General features: G+C 68.6%; 15 protein-coding genes and 3 tRNA genes. 4 read left to right on the top strand and 14 right to left on the bottom strand.

What is annotated here, in order from left to right:
* Positions 1–40 precede the first annotated feature (40 nt).
* The 3 genes from F6B43_RS02840 to F6B43_RS02850 are packed head-to-tail and all read right to left on the bottom strand — an operon-like array spanning position 41 to position 2724.
* Positions 41–1012: an FKBP-type peptidyl-prolyl cis-trans isomerase gene (locus tag F6B43_RS02840; RefSeq protein ID WP_150447393.1), complete on the bottom strand. Its 972-nt coding sequence runs from the start codon at positions 1010–1012 to the stop codon at positions 41–43.
* Positions 1013–1021: 9 nt separating this feature from the next.
* A complete protein-coding gene (locus F6B43_RS02845; protein WP_150447394.1) occupies positions 1022–2041 on the bottom strand; it encodes a tRNA (adenine-N1)-methyltransferase in 1020 nt (339 codons plus the stop codon).
* On the bottom strand, positions 2041–2724 hold the full coding sequence (locus tag F6B43_RS02850) for an HAD family hydrolase (RefSeq protein ID WP_281349491.1): 684 nt from the start codon (positions 2722–2724) through the stop codon (positions 2041–2043). Before F6B43_RS02850 ends, F6B43_RS02845 begins: the two co-directional genes overlap by 1 nt.
* Positions 2725–2792: 68 nt before the next feature.
* Between F6B43_RS02850 and F6B43_RS02855 the strand changes: the two genes are divergently transcribed.
* Positions 2793–3656, top strand: a complete 864-nt coding sequence (locus tag F6B43_RS02855) for a PAC2 family protein (RefSeq protein ID WP_150447395.1) — start codon at positions 2793–2795, stop codon at positions 3654–3656.
* A gap of 23 nt (positions 3657–3679) precedes the next feature.
* On the opposite strand, the gene F6B43_RS02860 is transcribed toward F6B43_RS02855, so the two are convergent.
* From F6B43_RS02860 to F6B43_RS02880, 5 genes are all read right to left on the bottom strand, one after another.
* Complete coding sequence (locus tag F6B43_RS02860) at positions 3680–4510, bottom strand: undecaprenyl-diphosphate phosphatase (RefSeq protein WP_150447396.1); 831 nt, start codon at positions 4508–4510, stop codon at positions 3680–3682.
* A gap of 11 nt (positions 4511–4521) precedes the next feature.
* Positions 4522–5823 (bottom strand): M20/M25/M40 family metallo-hydrolase, encoded by a 1302-nt coding sequence (locus F6B43_RS02865; protein ID WP_150447397.1) that lies wholly within the window; start codon positions 5821–5823, stop codon positions 4522–4524.
* Between the two features lie 93 nt (positions 5824–5916).
* Positions 5917–6000 (bottom strand) — tRNA-Leu (locus F6B43_RS02870).
* An 88-nt stretch (positions 6001–6088) separates the two neighbouring features.
* The gene (locus tag F6B43_RS02875) at positions 6089–7177 is read right to left on the bottom strand and encodes a VIT1/CCC1 transporter family protein (protein ID WP_246159760.1); all 1089 of its coding nucleotides are present in this window, start codon (positions 7175–7177) and stop codon (positions 6089–6091) included.
* Positions 7178–7289: 112 nt separating this feature from the next.
* The gene (locus F6B43_RS02880) at positions 7290–9107 is read right to left on the bottom strand and encodes a DEAD/DEAH box helicase (protein WP_150448385.1); all 1818 of its coding nucleotides are present in this window, start codon (positions 9105–9107) and stop codon (positions 7290–7292) included.
* Positions 9108–9345: 238 nt separating this feature from the next.
* On the opposite strand from F6B43_RS02880, the gene F6B43_RS02885 reads away from it, so the two are divergent.
* Complete coding sequence (locus tag F6B43_RS02885; RefSeq protein ID WP_150447398.1) at positions 9346–10212, top strand: SGNH/GDSL hydrolase family protein; 867 nt, start codon at positions 9346–9348, stop codon at positions 10210–10212.
* Between the two features lie 116 nt (positions 10213–10328).
* Here the strand turns inward: F6B43_RS02885 and F6B43_RS02890 are convergent.
* Positions 10329–10404: transfer RNA gene (locus F6B43_RS02890), tRNA-Glu, on the bottom strand.
* 109 nt (positions 10405–10513) lie between these two features.
* Between F6B43_RS02890 and F6B43_RS02895 the strand changes: the two genes are divergently transcribed.
* Positions 10514–11152 (top strand): MBL fold metallo-hydrolase, encoded by a 639-nt coding sequence (locus F6B43_RS02895; RefSeq protein ID WP_150447399.1) that lies wholly within the window; start codon positions 10514–10516, stop codon positions 11150–11152.
* A gap of 57 nt (positions 11153–11209) precedes the next feature.
* Here the strand turns inward: F6B43_RS02895 and F6B43_RS02900 are convergent, their stop codons facing one another.
* From F6B43_RS02900 to F6B43_RS02915, 4 genes are all read right to left on the bottom strand, one after another.
* Complete coding sequence (locus F6B43_RS02900; protein WP_150447400.1) at positions 11210–11479, bottom strand: HPr family phosphocarrier protein; 270 nt, start codon at positions 11477–11479, stop codon at positions 11210–11212.
* Positions 11480–11551: 72 nt separating this feature from the next.
* Entirely contained in the window at positions 11552–13591 is a 2040-nt protein-coding gene (locus F6B43_RS02905) for a PTS fructose transporter subunit IIABC (RefSeq protein ID WP_150447401.1), read from the bottom strand.
* A 45-nt stretch (positions 13592–13636) separates the two neighbouring features.
* A complete protein-coding gene (pfkB, locus tag F6B43_RS02910; RefSeq protein ID WP_170285539.1) occupies positions 13637–14587 on the bottom strand; it encodes a 1-phosphofructokinase in 951 nt (316 codons plus the stop codon).
* Positions 14584–15369: a DeoR/GlpR family DNA-binding transcription regulator gene (locus F6B43_RS02915; protein WP_150448386.1), complete on the bottom strand. Its 786-nt coding sequence runs from the start codon at positions 15367–15369 to the stop codon at positions 14584–14586. The genes pfkB and F6B43_RS02915 overlap by 4 nt, the downstream gene beginning before the upstream one ends.
* 177 nt (positions 15370–15546) lie before the next feature.
* On the opposite strand from F6B43_RS02915, the gene F6B43_RS02920 reads away from it, so the two are divergent.
* Positions 15547–17487, top strand: a complete 1941-nt coding sequence (locus F6B43_RS02920) for an ArnT family glycosyltransferase (protein WP_246159761.1) — start codon at positions 15547–15549, stop codon at positions 17485–17487.
* A 62-nt stretch (positions 17488–17549) separates the two neighbouring features.
* Here F6B43_RS02920 and F6B43_RS02925 read toward each other — a convergent pair.
* A tRNA-Gln gene (locus F6B43_RS02925) sits at positions 17550–17621 on the bottom strand.
* Between the last annotated feature and the right edge of the window lie 76 nt (positions 17622–17697).

The following is a 17697-nucleotide window of genomic DNA, read 5'->3' on the forward strand; positions in this document are numbered from 1 at the left end:
CGTCCGGGTTCTGGTTGCCGACGTGCGGGTGCCTGGTGTGCTAATTCGCCGGAGCCTGGTCGAGTCCGAGGATGTCGACGACGTACACGAGCGTCGAGCCCGGGGGGACGCTCCCCTTCTGGGTCGAACCGTAGCCCTGATCCGGCGGCACCACGACGAGCACCTGAGACCCCACCGTCTGGCCTTTCAGACCCTCGGCCAAGCCGGGAACCAGAGTGCTGAGCGTGACCGAGGGCGGCTCACCGCCCCATGTCGTGTCGAACACCTTGCGGCCGGCCCACGTGACTCCCGTGTAGGCGATCCGCACCGGTACATCACCGGTCACCTCGGCGCCGTCGCCCTTCTTGATCGTCTGGACGACCAGGTCACTGGGGGGCGTCGCGTCCGGCACGATGATGCCGGGGCGCCCGTCGGGCGCACGAACGACAGTGGGCATGCCCAGTGCGTCGTTGTACTGGTCGGCACCGTCGGCCTTCGTCAGGAAAGCCTTGCGGACATCGATGACGGCGACGGCGGAATCGCTCTCGTTCAGTGCCAGAGTGCTGGTCATGATCTGGGGCTCGATGTCACCCGGCGCGAGCCCGACGACGATGCGGGATCCCTCGGTCGCGCAGTGCAGCGCATCCGCGAAGCTCGGGAACGACTTCACCCACTCCGAAACCGGGAAGACTCGCGAGAGGTCGCCGTCGTAGGGCGTCGAGATGAGCTTCTCGCCGGTCACTCCGCTGAACACCGTGATATCGAGCACCACGAGCTGCTCGTCATCGACGATCGCGGTGCCCGTGCCGGTGACGACGTCTTCGACGGCGGTCGTGTCGACGTGGAACGGCGTGTTGATCGACACGTCCGGCGCGGCGTCCGGGGTGCCCGACACCGTGACGCCGTCGAGCGCGGGGGAAGCCGTGGCGCTCGGACGAGGGCACGAAGCCGCCCCGAGGCCCGACGAGGAGCATCCGGCAAGGGCGAGCGCGGCTAGCCCGAGGGCCGCGACGACAGCAGGGATCTTGCGCACCGGAACAGTCTAGGCGCTCGCCTCGGAGGCTCCCGAACCGGACGCGGACGCCTCTCGAGCGCCCTGCGCGGCGCGCTGCGCCTCGCGAACGCGCTTGCGCAGATTCTTGTCGGTGATGTCGCGGTCTCCGACCGCCCCCGGCGTCCACAGCTCGACGTCCTCGTCGCCATAGCTCGACTTCGACGCGCGGCGCTTGACCTCCGGGGGGACCACGCCCGGCGCGAGGCGCCTCGCCGAGATCAGGAACCCCGTGTGGGCGACCATGCGATGATCGGGCCGCACGGCGAGGCCTTCCACATGCCAACCACGCACCATCGTCTCGTTCGCCGACGGCTCGGTGAACAGACCGGTGCCCCGCAGATACTCTGCGACCCGACTCAGCTGCGTGGCCGTGGCGACGTAGCAGAGCACCACTCCCCCTGGTGCCAGCGCGTCGGCGACCGCATCGATGCACTCCCACGGCGCGAGCATGTCCAGGACCACGCGGTCGACGGATGCCGGTGCCACCGTCGCCGCCAGCTCGGTCGCCAGATCGGCGACCACCACGGCCCAGTTCTCCGGTGCCGCCCCGAGGAAGGTCTCGACGTTCGCCGTGGCCACCTCGGCGAACTCGGCGCGTCGCTCGAACGAGGTGAGCCGTCCGGTCGCACCGATCGTGCGCAGCAGCCAGAGCGACAGGGCGCCCGATCCGACGCCGGCTTCGACGACGACGGCGCCCGGGAAGATGTCCGCTTCGGAGATGATCTGCGCGGCATCCTTCGGATACACGATCGCCGCTCCACGCGGCATCGACATCACGAAATCCCGCAGGAGCGGTCGCAGTGCCAGGTACTCGTGACCGGCACTGTTGGTCGCCACGGATCCGTCGTGCTGTCCGATGAGCGCTTCGTGCTTGAGCACGCCGTGATGGGTGTGCAGTTCGCCGCCGTCGCGGAGCGTGATGGTGTGCATCCGACCTTTCGGCCCCGTCAGCTGCACGCGGTCGCCCACTCGGAACGGTCCGCTCGGGCGAAGGAGGTCTGCGGTCATCACTGGGCTCCTCGTCTGGTGCGTGCGGCGTGGAACTCCGCGACGTCCGCCACGGTGCGTCCTTCGAGAGTGGGCCAGATCGCATGAGCGCCGACCCCCGCCAACGACACCATGAGAGGCACGCCGATGGAGGACGCGCCGGATGCCAGAGCAGAGCGGAGCCCGTTGGGCGAGTCCTCGATCGCGACGCAGTCAGCCGCCTCGACGCCGAGGAGGGCGCACGCCTGCAGATAGGGGTCCGGAAAGGGCTTCGGGCGGGTCACGTCGTCACCTGCCACGACGACATCGAAAGCGTCGAAGTCGATGAGGTCGACTACGGTCTGGGCCATCCGGCGCATCGACATGGTCACCAGCGCCGTCTTGATTCCTGCGGCGCGCAGTTCCGCGAGCAGCTCGCGCGCGCCAGGGCGGAAGAGGATGCCGTCTTCGGCGAGCCGGCCCATCACGTCACTCGTGAGGTGGTCGATGATCTCGTGCACCTGCATCCGGACGCCCGCGTCCTGCAGGATGCGGGACGAGTCCTCGAGCCCCATCCCCACCAGCTGCAGTGCCTGCTCGTGTGACCACGTGCCGCCGAAACTCTCGATCAGCGGGGTCTCGGCAGCCATCCAGTACGGTTCGGTGTCCACGAGGGTGCCGTCCATGTCCCACAGGACGGCCGCCGGTGCTGTCGTGTTGCTCACCGGGCAATGCTACGGCCCCGCGTCGGGCGCCTGCGCCTATCCTGGAGGCACCGAACGGAGGAGGTCGCGTGGACGGACTGGGTCGCAGGGTGCTGGTCGCGGCGTTCGATGGCTGGAACGACGCGGGCGAGGCCGCGTCGGCGGCGATCTCGCTCCTGCGCGAGAAGGGCTCCTATGAACCCGTCTTCTCCGTGGATCCCGAACTGTACTTCGACTACCAGTACACGCGCCCGCAGATGGTCAGCGACGCGGACGGTGCGCGCGTGCTGCGCTGGCCCGAAGCGACTCTGCTCCGGCCGACCAAGGCGCTGCGCGGCACCCAGGTGTGGCTGCTGACGGGTGTCGAACCGGCCAGGGCATGGCAGGCCTTCGCCACCGAGTTCGTCGACGTCGCTCTGCGCGAAGACATCACAGGGTTCGTCGGGCTCGGCTCGATGATGTCGGATGTACCGCACACGCGTCCCATCTCGATCTTCGCGGGCAGCGACAACGAGCAGGTACGCTCATCGCTCGACCTCGAGCGGAGCACCTACGAGGGGCCCGTCGGAATCCTGAGCGTGCTCAGTCACGCGGCCGACACCGCCGGCATCCCTGCGGCAAGCCTGTGGGCGAGCGTGCCGTACTACGTCGCGGGCCACACCCCTTCGCCGAAGGCGACTCTCGCTCTGCTGGACAGACTGGAGGACCTCACCGGGGCGCAGATCCCCCGCGGCGACCTCGCGACCGAATCGGTGGCGTGGGAGGCGTCCATCGATGCGGCAGCGGCCGACGACGAAGAGATGACCGAGTACATCCGCCAACTCGAGCGCACCCGCGATACCTGGGACTCGCCCGAGGCGTCGGGCGATGCCATCGCGCAGGAGTTCGAGCGGTACCTGCGCCGAGGCGGCGACGGACCGACCAAGCCGGGACGCGACGACCCGCGACGGTAGCGGCATCCCTTCCCGCCGCACCGTCAGTTCGCCGCGATGACCCCCGTCGCCAGCAGCACGAGCACCGTCGAGCCGAGCGCCACGCGGTAGATCACGAAGGGCAGGAAGCTGTGCTTCGAGATGTAGTTCATGAAGAACGCGATCACGCCCAGTGCCACCACGAACGCCACCGCGGTCGCGACGGCCGTCTCGCCGAGCGTGAAGTAGGACCCCACGGCGTCTTTGCTCTTGTACAGCTGATAGAAACCGGACCCGAAGACGGCCGGGATCGCCAGGAGGAACGCATAGCGCGCGGCCGCGGCGCGCTCGAAGCCCATGAACAGCCCCGCGGTGATCGTTCCGCCCGAACGTGAGACGCCGGGGATCAGGGCGAGTGCCTGCGCGAAACCGAAGATGATGCCCTTCGGATAGGTGATGTCACCGAGCTTGCGCTTCTGGGCCCCCACGGCGTCGGCGATACCGAGGAGGACACCGAACAGGATGAGCATGCCCGCAACCAGCCAGAGCGAGCGGAAGACCGTCTCGATCTGATCCTGGAAGGCGATCCCGAGCACCACGATCGGGATGCTGCCGATGATGATGAGCCACCCCATCCGTGCGTCGGGATCGTTACGAGGGATCCGGCCGAACAGAGCGCGGAACCACTGCGCGATGATCCTCGCGATGTCTCGCCAGAAGAACAGCACGACGGCCGCCTCCGTGCCGATCTGTGTGATCGCGGTGAACGCTGCGCCCGGGTCCTGCGCGCCCGGGAGGAACGCGCCCAGGATGCGCAGGTGCGCGCTGGATGAGACCGGCAGGAACTCGGTGAGACCCTGAACGAGTCCCATGATGATCGCCTCGACGAAGTGCACGTGAGCGCCTCTCAGTAGGTCCGTAGTAAGTCGGTCAGCACGCGCTGCCCGAAAAGAAGAGCATCGATCGGCACGCGCTCGTCGACACCATGGAACATCCCGGTGAAGTCGAGATCGGCGGGCAGCCGCAGCGGTGCGAAGCCGTACCCGGCGATGCCGAGACGGGAGAGCGCCTTGTTGTCGGTGCCGGCGCCGAGGAGATACGGGATGACCGGTACCCCCGGGTCGTGCCGCCCGAGCGCGCCGACCATGGCGTCGACGAGGTCGCCCTCGAACGGCACTTCGAGCCCGACGTCGCGGACGACGATCTCTATCGCGATGTCATCGCCGACGATGCGCTGGAGGTCGGCGAGGACCGCATCCTCTGTGCCGGGCAGGACGCGCACGTCGATGAGCGCCTCCGCGCGGTCGGGGATGACGTTGTGCTTGTAGCCGGCCGAGAGCACAGTCGGGTTGGTCGTCGTGCGCAGAGTGGAACGGATGAAGGCGGATGCTGCACCCGTGGCGTCGGCAAGAGCGTCGGGATCAACCCCCTCGGCGTCGATGAGACCCGCGAGGGCATCGAGGAGCTGCTGCGTCGTGGCTGTCAGCCGGACCGGCCATTCCGTGCGCCCGATCGCGACGACTGCTTCGGCGAGACGAGTGACCGCATTGTCGGGATGGAATCGGCTGCCGTGCCCCGCCCGCCCTCGGGCGACGAGCCGTATCCAGATCAGGGCCTTCTCGCCGACCTGCAGGAGGTAGGCGCTGCGCTCACCCACGGTGATCGAGTAGCCGCCGACCTCGCTGATCGCCTCCGTCGCCCCCGCGAACCACTCCGGACGATCAGCCACCACGAGCGTCGAACCTTCGACGCCGCCGTTCTCCTCGTCGGCGAAGAAGACGAGGATCAGCTCGCGTTCCGGCAGCTGCCCCGCGCGCAGGATGTCGGCGACGGCGGTGAGGATCATCGCGTCCATGTTCTTCATGTCGACCGCGCCCCGGCCCCACAGCATCCCGTCGCGGATCTCGCCGGCGAAGGGGTCGACGCTCCAGTCCTCAGCCACGGCAGGAACGACGTCGAGATGCCCGTGCAGAACGAGTGCGGGCTTGCCGGGGTCCCGACCGGGGACGCGCGCCATTACGTTCGTTCGGCCTTCTACAGCCTCGTAGTACTCGGGCTCCAGCCCCAGCCCTGCGAGGAAGGCGCCGACGTACTCCGCCGCGCCGCGCTCGCTGTGAGCTCGGCCGCCGCCGTAGTTGGTCGTATCGAACCGGATCAGATCACGGGCGATGCGCACCACCTCGGGGAGGGACTCGTCGAGCGAAGGCATGCCGACAAACCTACCGGCCCACTGTTGCAGCGCCGTTTCACGAACGGCGCCATCAACGAGAAAAGGGCCCCTTATCGGGGCCCTTTTCGTTCGTGCGCGAGGGGGGACTTGAACCCCCACGCCCTTTCGGGCACTAGCACCTCAAGCTAGCGCGTCTACCTATTCCGCCACCCGCGCATGGGTGAGGTTGTCTCCAACCGAAGATCGACATTATCACGTTCACCGCGCCCGCCCGAATCGAGCCGGGCGCGGGCGCGGGAGGCGATCAGCCCATCGACACCCCGAAAAGCAGTCCGAGCAGGTAAGTGATCGCGGCGGCGCCATATCCGATCAACAGCTGGCGCAGCGCGCGACGCAGCGGCGGGCCACCCGACAGCAGGCCCACCATCGCCCCCGTCGACATCAGGGCGACGCCCACCAGCACGAGCGCGGTCACCACGGCCGCGAGCCCCGAGAGGCCGAACAGCCACGGCAGCACGGGGATGATCGCGCCCGACGCGAAGAACAGGAAGCTGGAGAGCGCGGCACCCCACGCACCACCGACGACCTCGTGGTCGTCGGCGAGTTCGATCGGACGCTGATAGGGCGTGCTCTGATCCGCGTCGTGCGCCTCGGCGATGATGCGCCGCGCGGTGTCGAGAGCCTCGACTTCGGCCATACCGCGTGTGCGGTAGACGAGCGCGAGCTCGTTCGCATCGAGATCGAGATGTGGGAGGGCCGTATCGGCGAAGTTGTTCGGCTCGGTGGCCTCGAGCAGCTCGCGTTGCGATCGCACGGACACGAACTCGCCGGCACCCATCGACAGTGCTCCGGCAAGCAGGCCGGCGACTCCGCTGAACAGCACGAACTGCGGCGCGGCGCCGGTGGCCCCGATACCCAGGATGAGTGCGAGGTTGGAGACGAGACCGTCGTTCGCCCCGAACACCGCTGCCCGGAATGTGCCGGACAGACGCCGTCGTCCGCGCGCCGCGAGTCCGCGCACGACTTCGTGATGGATCTTCTCATCTGCGGCCATCCTCGGGGTCGCGAACGGCTCGCTCTCGTAGGGCGACCGGCCCTCCGCGTTCTGAGCGAGCGCGAGGACGAAGATGGACCCGAAACGCTTCGCCATCCAGGCGAGGACCACAGTGCCGGCATCGGGGCGAGGGGGCCTTGCCGGCTCGCCCCCGAGCAGCGTGAGCCAGTGCTCCTCGTGGCGCCCCTCGGCATCGGCCAGTGCGAGCAGGATCTCGCGCTCCTCACCCGAACGTCGCGAGGCGAGCTGCCGGTAGACGGCAGCCTCGGCACGCTCATTCACGAGGTAGCGCGCCCAGCGCTTCCGGTCGCGGGCGGTCGGGACGGCGGGCGCGCTCAATGTGGCCTCCAGGCGGTGGGGTGGGAACCTTTCCACGCTAACGAGCGGGACGGTCTCCGGTCGCGCCAGGACGCGCATTGCCAGCATTTCGGGGCTCCGAACCGCGCCCCCCTCAGGACCGGATCCGCGAGCGGAGCGCATCGATCCGCGCCTGCAGCTGGGCCACGGTCGCCTGCGCGACAGCGGGCCCCCCGCACATACGGCGCAGCTCGGTGTGGACCGCACCGTGCGAGTCGCCGGTCTGGCGCGCGTAGAGCCCGACCAGGCTGTTCAGCAGCTGGCGCTGCTCTTTCAGGGATCGGTGCAGAGCGGCGGGGAGCGCGGGCGCCGTCTGTCCGGGCCCGCTCCCCTCCTTCGCCTCGCGGACGCTGCGATGCCGCCCCTGTCGTGCCTGCCTCTGCATGAGGAGCTCGTGGACGTGCTCGGGCTCGAGGAGCCCCGGCAGCCCCAGGAACTCCTCCTCCTCCGGAGTTCCCGGCACGGCGAGCTGGCCGAATTCCTTGCCGTCGAACAGCACCCGGTCGAAGTGCGCCAGCGAACCGAGGGCCTGATAGGTGAACTCCTCCGTAAGGGAGTCGGATGCTGAGTCTTCCCGCTCTGCGGCATCCATCATGTCTTCTTCGGCGTTCCATTCGTCGCCGTCGCCGTCGCGATCCAGCGCGTGGTCGCGCTGGCGCTCGAGCTCGCCCGCCAGCGCCAGGAGCGACGGAACGTTGGGAAGGAAGATGCTCGCGGTCTCTCCGCGACGGCGCGCACGCACGAATCGGCCGATCGCCTGCGCGAAGAACAGGGGCGTGGACGCCGACGTCGCATAGACACCGACGGCGAGCCGCGGGACGTCTACCCCCTCGGACACCATGCGGACGGCGACCATCCACCTGCTCGAGTCCGTCGAGAAGGCGTCGATCCGTGCGGACGACTCCGCTTCGTCCGACAACACGACGGTGGGCGCCTGACCCGTGATCTCCCGAAGGATCTCGGCGTAGGCGCGCGCGGCAGTCTGATCGGTCGCGATCACCAGGCCGCCGGCATCCGGAATCTGCTCGCGCACCTCGGTGAGCCGGCGATCCGCCGACCGCAGCACTGCGGGGATCCAGTCGCCCTGCGGGTCGAGCGCGGTGCGCCACGCCTGTGCCGTGATGTCCTTCGTGTTGTCCTGCCCGAGCTGGGCCTCCATCTCGTCGCCGGTCTTTGTGCGCCACCGCATCTGTCCGGCGTAGACCATGAAGATGACGGGGCGGACGACGCCGTCTTCCAGGGCGCGCCGGTAGCCGTAGCTGTAGTCGGTGCGCGATACCCGGATTCCGTTCTCGTCGGGGTGATACTCCACGAACGGGATCGGCGCCGTGTCGCTGCGGAACGGAGTGCCCGAGAGCAGAAGCCGGCGCGTCGCCCGGGCGAATGCATCGCGCAGGGCCTCGCCCCAGCTGAGCGCATCGCCGCCGTGGTGCACCTCGTCGAGGATCACGAGCGTGCGTCTGTCGAGGATCAGGCTCTCGTGCACCGAAGATTTCACCGCCACCTGCGCGTACGTCACAGCGACCCCGTGGAAGTGGCGAGCCGGTACGGAGTGCCGGTTGCTGAAGGCCGGATCGAGCCGGAGCGAGACGCGGGCCGCCGCATCCGCCCACTGTGTCTTCAGGTGCTCGGTCGGTGCGACCACCACGATCCGATCGATGACGCGCCGGCGCATGAGCTCACTGGCCAGCCTGAGTGCGAACGTGGTCTTGCCTGCGCCCGGCGTCGCCGCGGCCAGGAAGTCGCGCGGACCCGAACCGGGCCCGTCGGGCCCATCGAGCCGGAAGTACAGGTCCAGCGCCTCCGCCTGCCACGCGCGCAGTCGCTGCGCCGTACCCCACGGAGCGCGCTGCGGATACGACGGTGAGAGGTGCTCTGCGGCGAATCCGCCCAGATGCTCGGCGGTCTCGATCCGCTCGGGGGCCTCGACCCCCTCGGCGCTGCCGGTCTCTTCCGCGAAGCCGGGCGTCGGTGCTACGGGCGGGTCTTCGTACACCGCACATCCACCTCCCGCGTCGGCACCCCTCGCGCGCAACGACTCACCACTGTAGACGAGCGCCGCGACATGGAAGTCTCCCTGTGAGGGGCGGAGCGGTCACCGTCCGACGGCGCGAGTAGGCTCGGTGTCGGCCGCGATCCGAGGAGATGACATGCCCCCTTCAGACGATTCCGTGGTGGCCGCCCCGTCGGCCGACAACGATTCGCCGCACCCCTGGCGACGCTACGTCGCGCTCGGGGATTCGTTCACCGAGGGGATCGGCGACCCCGAGCCCGGCTCCCCCGACGGCCATCGGGGCTGGGCTGATCGCGTCGCCGAGGTGCTCTCGCAGCAGGTGCCCGACTTCGCGTACGCCAACCTCGCCGTCCGTGGAAAGCTGATCGCGCAGATCTGCGCCGAACAGATCGAGCCCGCCCTCGCTCTCAAGCCCGACCTGATCACGTTCTCCGCCGGCGGCAACGACGTCATCCGCCCCGGCACCGACCCCGACGAGATCGCCGCGAAGTTCGAAGACGCCGTGGTGCGCCTCAGCCGCGACGGCGCCACGATCGTCGTGTTCACGGGCATCGATACGAATTTCACTCCGGCTCTCCGGCTGTTCCGCGGCAAAGTCGCGATCTACAACGAGAACATCCGCGCCATCGCTGAGAAGTACGACTGCATCGTCGCGGATCAGTGGGCGCTCAAGGAGGTGCAGGACCCTCGGTTCTTCGAGGACGACCGGCTCCACTACAACCCGCTGGGTCACCACGAAGTCGCAAGGATGGTGCTCCGGGCGCTCAACGTCCCCAACGACCTGCAGCCGATGCAGCCCGATCCCCTGCCGCGCACGACGTGGCGTGAGGCGCGTGCGGGTGACCTCGTGTGGGCGCGTGCGCACCTGATGCCGTGGGTGCTCCGCCGACTGCGAAACGAGTCGTCCGGAGACGCGATCAAGGCGAAACGCCCCGAACCTCTCCCGATCATCACTCTCGCACCGGGGCGGGATGATGCGGCCGGACCGGGTGAGCTCGTCTGACGATGCCGATTCGGACCCTCGCTCCGTCGTTCGCGCCCTCGTAGGCGTCTGTGCAGTGGAGAATGATGGCAGAAAAGCAGAGATCGCCCCCCGGCAAGCCGGAGGGCGATCTTTCGTGGTGACCCCAGCGGGATTCGAACCCGCGTTACCGCCGTGAGAGGGCGGCGTACTAGGCCGCTATACGATGGGGCCGCGCAGTACAACCGTACAAGTATGCCATGGCGCCCGGAGGGCGACAAAATCGAGGCCGCATTCGACGTTGCGCCTTGCCCGACCCGTCGCCGCGAGGTTGACTCGACGCATGCGAGTGACAAAGCACGAACACGCCTGCCTGACCGTCGAAGACTCCGGACGAATGCTGATCATCGATCCGGGCGCTTTCACCAACCCTCTCATCGACATCTCGCGGGCCGTCGGGGTGATCATCACGCACGAGCATCCCGACCACTGGACCCCCGATCAGCTCGACCGGATCATCAAGGCAGTGCCCGGCATCCCGATCTACGGCCCGCAGGGCCTCGCCGACGCAGCCGCGGGGTACGACGTGACCGTGGTGGCTCCCGGTGACACCCTCGAGCTCGAGCCGTTTACCCTGAAGTTCTTCGGGGGCACGCACGCCGTGATCCACGAGTCGATCCCGGTGATCGACAACGTCGGGGTGCTCGTGAACGACGCGCTCTACTATCCGGGCGACTCGTTCGACGCACCGAAGGGCGTCAAGGTCGATCTGCTCGCCGCTCCCCTGGGGGGCCCGTGGCTCAAGGTCGGAGAGGCGATGGACTTCGTGCTCGCCGTGGCGCCGCGCATGGCTTTCGGCACGCACGACATGACACTGTCGGTCATCGGACGCGACATGCACAGGGCGCGGCTGAAGTGGGCGGTGGAGCAGGGCGGCGGCGAGTTCCTCGCGCTCGACCCGGACGACTCCACAGACATCTGACCCGCGAAACGACGGATGCCGCGACCAGCTCTGGCCGCGGCATCCGTCGTTCGTGCGCTACTGCGCGTCGAGGTCGGTCTCGAGCAGTTCGACGAGCTCGTCGAGTGCCTGATCGGCGCCCTCGCCTTCAGCCTTGAGCGTGACGACCGTGCCGTTGGACGCTCCCAGCCCCATGAGCGAGAGGATGCTGCCCGCGTTGAGGTCTGGGCCGCCCTCCACGGCGATGGTGACGGGGATCTTCTTCTCCTGCACCGCCTGCACGAATAGCTTCGCGGGACGCGCGTGCAGTCCGGAACTGCTCGCGATGGTGGCCTGGCGCTCTGCCATGGGAACTCCTTTGCTCTTTCTTGCGTACGGCTCATGAACAGCATTCCGCATGGCGCATGCGGATGCGAGCGGTCAGGCCGGAACGGCGACCGCGGCGAGGTTCTGCTCGGCCTCTTCGAGCTCCTTCGGGGCGACGAAGCGCTTGAGCGCGACCACCAGGAATGCCGAGACGATCGTGCCGGCGGCCAGGGCGATGAGGAAGCCCCAGATCGGCTGGATCGCGAAGAGCACGAAGATGCCTCCGTGGGGGGCGTAGGACTGCACGCCGAAGACCATGCAGAGCGCTCCGGTGACCGCACCGCCGACCATCGAGGCCGGGATGACGCGCAGAGGATCGGCCGCGGCGAACGGGATGGCGCCCTCGGAGATGAAGGAGGCTCCGAGGAGCCACGCCGCCTTCCCGTTCTCGCGCTCGACCGGGGTGAAGATCCTGCGAGCAAGGACGGTCGAGGCCAGTGCCATCGCGAGCGGCGGCACCATGCCTGCGCACATGACCGCGCCCATGATCAGGAGCGGCGCGGGGTTGGACGCCGAGCCGGCGGCAAGGCCTGCCACAGCGAACGAGTACGCGACCTTGTTGATCGGCCCGCCGAGGTCGAAGCACATCATGAGTCCGAGGATGATGCCCAGCCCGATGGCTGCGCCGCCGGACTCGGTGAGGCTCGTGAGCCAGTCGGTCAGCCAGGTCATCAGAGTCGCGATCGGACGGCCCAGGAACAGCACGAGCAGACCGGAGGCCACGATCGAACCGACCAGCGGAATGATCACGACGGGCATCAGGCCGCGCAGCCAGCGAGGTGCAGGCAGGCGCCCGAGCCACCACGCGACCACACCGGCGAGGAGACCGCCGACGATTCCGCCGATGAAGCCCGCTTGCATCAGCACGGCGACCGCACCGGCGACGAACCCGGGCGCGATGCCCGGTCGGTCGGCGATCGCGAACGAGATGTAGCCGGCGAGGGCGGAGACGAGGAAGCCCATCGACGTGGCGCCGATCATGAAGAAGACCGAACCGAGATACTGTCCGAGGCCTCCCGCGGGAAGATCCCAGAGGGAGTTCTGAATGATCACCTTGCTGGCGTCGGTGGTCACGTCGTAACCGCCGAGAAGGAATCCGAGGGCGATGAGCAATCCGCCGCCGGCGACGAACGGGATCATGTAGCTCACACCCGTGAGCAGGATGCGCTGGATGCGGGCGCCGAACGACACCGGGGCGCCCGTCGAGGTGCTTGCTGTGGAGGCGTCGCCGCTCACGCGCGCGGCGTTGGGGTTCTTGGCGGCGGCGATCGCCTCGGCGAGCATCTGCTTGGGCTGCTCGATCCCCCGCTTGACACCTGACCGGATGACCGGCTTGCCCGCGAATCGGGACTGTTCGCGGACGTCGACGTCCACCGCGAAGATGACCGCGTCCGCGTTGTCGATGACGGACTGCGGCAGCGCCTGGTAGCCGCTCGAACCCTGAGGCTCGACCGACAGGTCGATCCCTGCCTCCTTCCCGGCTGCGGTGAGCGCGTCGGCCGCCATGAAGGTGTGTGCGATGCCCGTGGCGCACGCGGTGACCGCGACGATGCGGGCAGGGTGGCCGTTGATCGACGTGGCGTCGGTGCTGACGGCGGCGGCGGGTGCCGCTGCGGGTGCGGCGGCAGCCGCCGGGGCCGCCTCCGGGTCGATGGCTCCGCGGACGATCGCGACGGCTTCGTCGGAGGTCGTCGCGGCGCGCAGGCCGGCGGTGAAGTCGGGGCGCATGAGGCTGCGCGCGAGCTTGGACAGCACGGCGAGGTGGGCCTCGTCGGCGCCGGCCGGAGCGGCGATCAGGAAGACGATGTCGGCGGGACCGTCCGGCGCGCCGAAGTCGACACCCGGCGTGAGCCTGGCGAAGGCCAGCGTGGGTTCGGTCACGGATGCGCTTCGAGCATGAGGGATCGCGATGCCGCCGGGAAGGCCGGTCTCGTCCTTCTGCTCGCGTGCCCATGCGTCGGCGTACAGGGCCTCGGCATCGACGGCGCGGCCCTGTGCGACGACGCGCTCGGCCAGCGTGCGGATGACGGCCGACTTGTCGGCACCGAGGCCGACGTCGAGCGACACCAGCGCTGGAGTGATGATTTCGGACATTTCGTTGACCTCCGTGGTCGTGTGAGGAGTGGTGAGGCGGGGGTATCAGGACGCGTAGGGTTCGACGGCGATGTCCCACGCGGGGATGTCGCCCGGTGTGGGTATCTGCGTACCGGGAAGGGATGCTGCGGCAGCTCCGTAGCTCACCGCGCGGCGCAGGCGCGCGGTGGCGTCGGCTCCGGAGACGTCGGCGATCAGGTAGCCCGCCAGCGAACTGTCGCCGGCGCCCACGGTGCTGGCCACGGTGATGCGGGGAGCATGTGCACGCAGCACGCCGTCGGGCGCCACCAGGAGCGCGCCGTCGCCGCCGAGCGTGACGAGCGCGGCTCCCACGCGGTGGGGAACGAGCAGGTGCGCGAGTCGCGCAGACGATGCGATCACGTCTGTGCCGCCGTCGAGTGTCTCGCCGACGAGCTCGGCGAGTTCGAGCTCGTTGGGCTTGATGAGATCAGGACGACCGCCGGCCACGACGCGTTCGAGGGCGGCACCTGACGTGTCCACGGCGATCTTCGGCGCTCGTGCTCCCCAGCGTTCGCGCACCGCCGCGATCGCGACGGAGTAGAAGTCGTCGCCCACACCGGGCGGAAGCGATCCGGCGAACACGATCCACTCGGCGCCCTCTGCCGAGACGGAGATGGCCTCGACCAGAGCGGACGTCTCGGTCTCGCTCAGTCGCGGCCCCGGCATGTTGAGCTTGGTCGTGGTGCCGTCGGGGTCGGTGATGGTGAGGTTGGCTCGGACCCGGCCCGCGACAGGAACCCGCCGAGCAGGTACGCCCTCGTGTTCGAGCAGCAGCCGGAACGGGTCGTCATCGGCGCAGGGAACGACGGCGATCGTCTCGACGCCCGCCGACCGCAGGGCGCGAGCCACATTGACGCCTTTGCCGCCGGCGTCCTCACGCGCATCGAGTGCGCGCTGCACCTCCCCGTGAACGAGCGGCCCATCAAGGCGCACCGCGCGATCGATGGAGGGATTGGCGGTGACGGTGACGATCATGCGACCCACACCTCCGTTCCTGCCTCAGCGAGGGCAGCGGCCAGTTCGTCGTCGGGTTCGGCGTCGGTGACGAGGAGGTCGATGGCGGACAGCGGCGCGCACGAGACCAGCAGCTCACGCCCGAGCTTCGCGGCATCGGCCACGACGACCACCCGGCGCGCGGACCGCACGATCGCGCGTTTCACGGCCGCCTCCTCGGGATCGGGCGTGCTGATGCCGAAGCCGGCCGAGACGCCGTTGGCGCCGACGAACGCGATGTCGGGGCGATACCCCTCGATCGCCCGTACCGTGTCAGCGCCGACGGCCGCGGCCGTGACACCGCGCACGCGTCCGCCGACGAGCGAGAGAGAAAGGGCGTCCGCGGGGGCCAGCGCGTAAGCGAGGGTGAGCGAGTGGGTGACGACCTCGGCGGTCCCGCGTGTGGCGGAGAGCCGCGCGACGAGCTGGTCGGCTACGGCTGCCGTGGTGGTGCCGGCATCCAGGAAGAGCGATCCGCGGAACCCGTCGCCCAGCACATCCAGCGCCCGGAGTCCGATGGCGCGCTTGGCAGCGCTGCGCTGATGCGCGCGATCGGCGATCGACGGCTCGGAGGTGCTGCCCCGTTCGAGCGCCACGGCACCACCGTGAACCCGGCGCAGGGCGCCCGCCTTCTCGAGGGCGTCCAGATCGCGACGGACCGTCTCGGTGGTGACGTCGAAACGCCCGGCCAGCTCGAGGACCGCGACGCGGCCTTCGTCGAGCAGGATTCGCTCGATCAGTTCCTGCCGCTCCGTTGCGTACATCGTCATCCTTCCTTGGAATTCCCACACAGTACAACACATATGCAGACATTCACAAGAGCCAGATGCAAACCATTCGAAGAATTACCCACCGTCGGAGTGGGAATGCGGCGCAACGGGCATAGCGCATTCACAAGCCGTGCAGGGCTCACCGCCGACTTCGCGTCCTACTGTCCCGATGTGACCACGTTCGCTGTCCCCGCGCCGATCGATGAGCGCACTGCGCCGCCGCACGCGGTGGCACGCCCCCCGCGATGGAGTTCGTGGCACTCCGGGCTCACGATGCTCGGCGTCGTGACCGCGTTCGTCGCAGGATGGGACGTCTGGACGGGATCACGCTCGGACTACTACGCATCGATCGCCCTCTCGATGAGCCAGAACTGGTCGAATTTCTTCTTCGGCTCGTTCGACCCCTCCGGCACCGTCACACTCGACAAGATCCCCGGGTCGTTCTGGGTACCCGCGCTCTTCGTGAAGGTGTTCGGATTCTCGGATTGGGCGGTGATCCTCCCCAATTCGCTTGCCGCGGTGGCTGCGACGCTCATCGTGGCCGTGACGGCGAAGTGTCTGCTCAGCCCCACCGCGGGCCTCATCGCGGGCGCCGTGATGGCGAGCACGCCGATCCTCATCGCGGTGTCGCGGTCGAACCAGCCGGAGAGCTTCTTCGTCCTCGGTCTCGCCCTCACCGCGTGGGCGTCTGCGAAGGCCCTCCAGCGACGGAGCTTCGGCTGGCTGACCGCGGCAGGCCTGTTCGTCGCTCTCTCGTTCCAGACGTACATGCTCGAGGCGTGGGCGATCTGGCCGGCCCTCGCCGCCGGGTTCCTCTGCACGAAGCAGCCGTTCCTGCGAAAGCTATGGCAGACCGCGGTCGCCGGCGTCGTCAGCCTCGCCGCATCCGTGAGCTGGATCGTCGTGGTCGCGGTGATCCCGGCAGCCCAGCGCCCCTACATCGGCAGCACTCTCCACAATGATCCGTGGGAGATGGTGTTCGGGTACAACGGACTGGGCCGATTTGGGACCGACACGGCAGATGCTGCGGCCTACCGGTCGTTCACACCGCCGTTCTCCGGCTCGGCGGGAGTCCTCCGGCTCTTCAACGAGCAGGTCGCCGGTCAGATCGCCTGGATGATCCCGACGGCGATACTCGGTGTCGTCGTGCTGGCCGTGCTCCGATTCTCCGCCGCCATCACGGTCTTCGTCGGCGTCTGGCTGGTCACGTTCCTCGCGATGTTCTCCGCCGTGGCCGGAATGCACCAGTTCTACACGGCGGCGCTCGCCGTGCCGATGGCTCTCGCCGTCGGCCTCGCCTTCGCACAGGCGCGACACAAGCGGAAGGTGTGGGCCCAGGCGGGCATCATCGCCGTCGCCGGGATCAGCGCGCTTGCGATCGGTGCGTTCTACGGGGGCTATTCGATCGTCGTCGCGGTCATCCAGGCGATCCTCGGAGCGCTCGCGATCGGCCTCCTCGTCGCAGAGCGACGGCGTGGGTCGCTCGTGCGCATCTGGACCGCGCTGCTCGCGGCGGTCGCTCTCGTTCTCACCCCCGCGGCGTGGTCGGTGGTGTCGATGTCGCACCCGAGCTCGACCAACCCTGTCGCGGGCGGGGTCGCCGAGGTCTCCTTCGGCGGCGGTAACCCCTTCGGATCCCGTGCCGGGGGTGGGGGCAGCGCGCAAGGAGCCCCACAGGGAGTGCCGCAGGGCACCCCGCGCGGCGCATCGCAGGGCGCACGACCGCCGGGCGGCGCCGGGGGTCCGGGTGGGAGCGGCGGACGGATCGCCGCCTCTTCGCTCGACTGGCTCGAGCAGCACAGGGGTGATGCTCGCTACCTCGTCGCTGCGTTCGGCGCGCAGATCGCGGCGACGATCATCCTCGACTCCGGTGGCCAATCGGTGCTGCCGATCGGCGGCTTCAACTCAGGCGACCCCGTGCCCACTCTCGACGCGTTCCGCACGCTCGTCACGGATGGCGCACTGCGCTATGTGTATGCCCCCGACCTGATCGGGGCGACGACCGTGTCGAGCACCGCCACCTCGTCGGAACAGATCCGCGCGTGGGTCGCGCAGAACTGCACAGCCGTCGCAGATCTCTCAGGGACGGGCATCTACGACTGCTCCCCGTGACGAGTCCGCCCGATGCCCTTTCCGGGCAAAAGAAAAGCCCCGCTGAGCGGGGCTATTTCTTGCTGGGGTACCTGGACTCGAACCAAGAACAAAGGTACCAGAAACCTCCGTGTTGCCAATTACACCATACCCCAAGGCGGTGGGCGACAGCCCGTGCCAAGGGTCAAGTCTAGACGAAGCGAACGACCTCACCAAACCGAGCACGCCGAC

Source organism: Microbacterium rhizomatis (assembly GCF_008710745.1).
Taxonomy (GTDB): domain Bacteria; phylum Actinomycetota; class Actinomycetes; order Actinomycetales; family Microbacteriaceae; genus Microbacterium; species Microbacterium rhizomatis.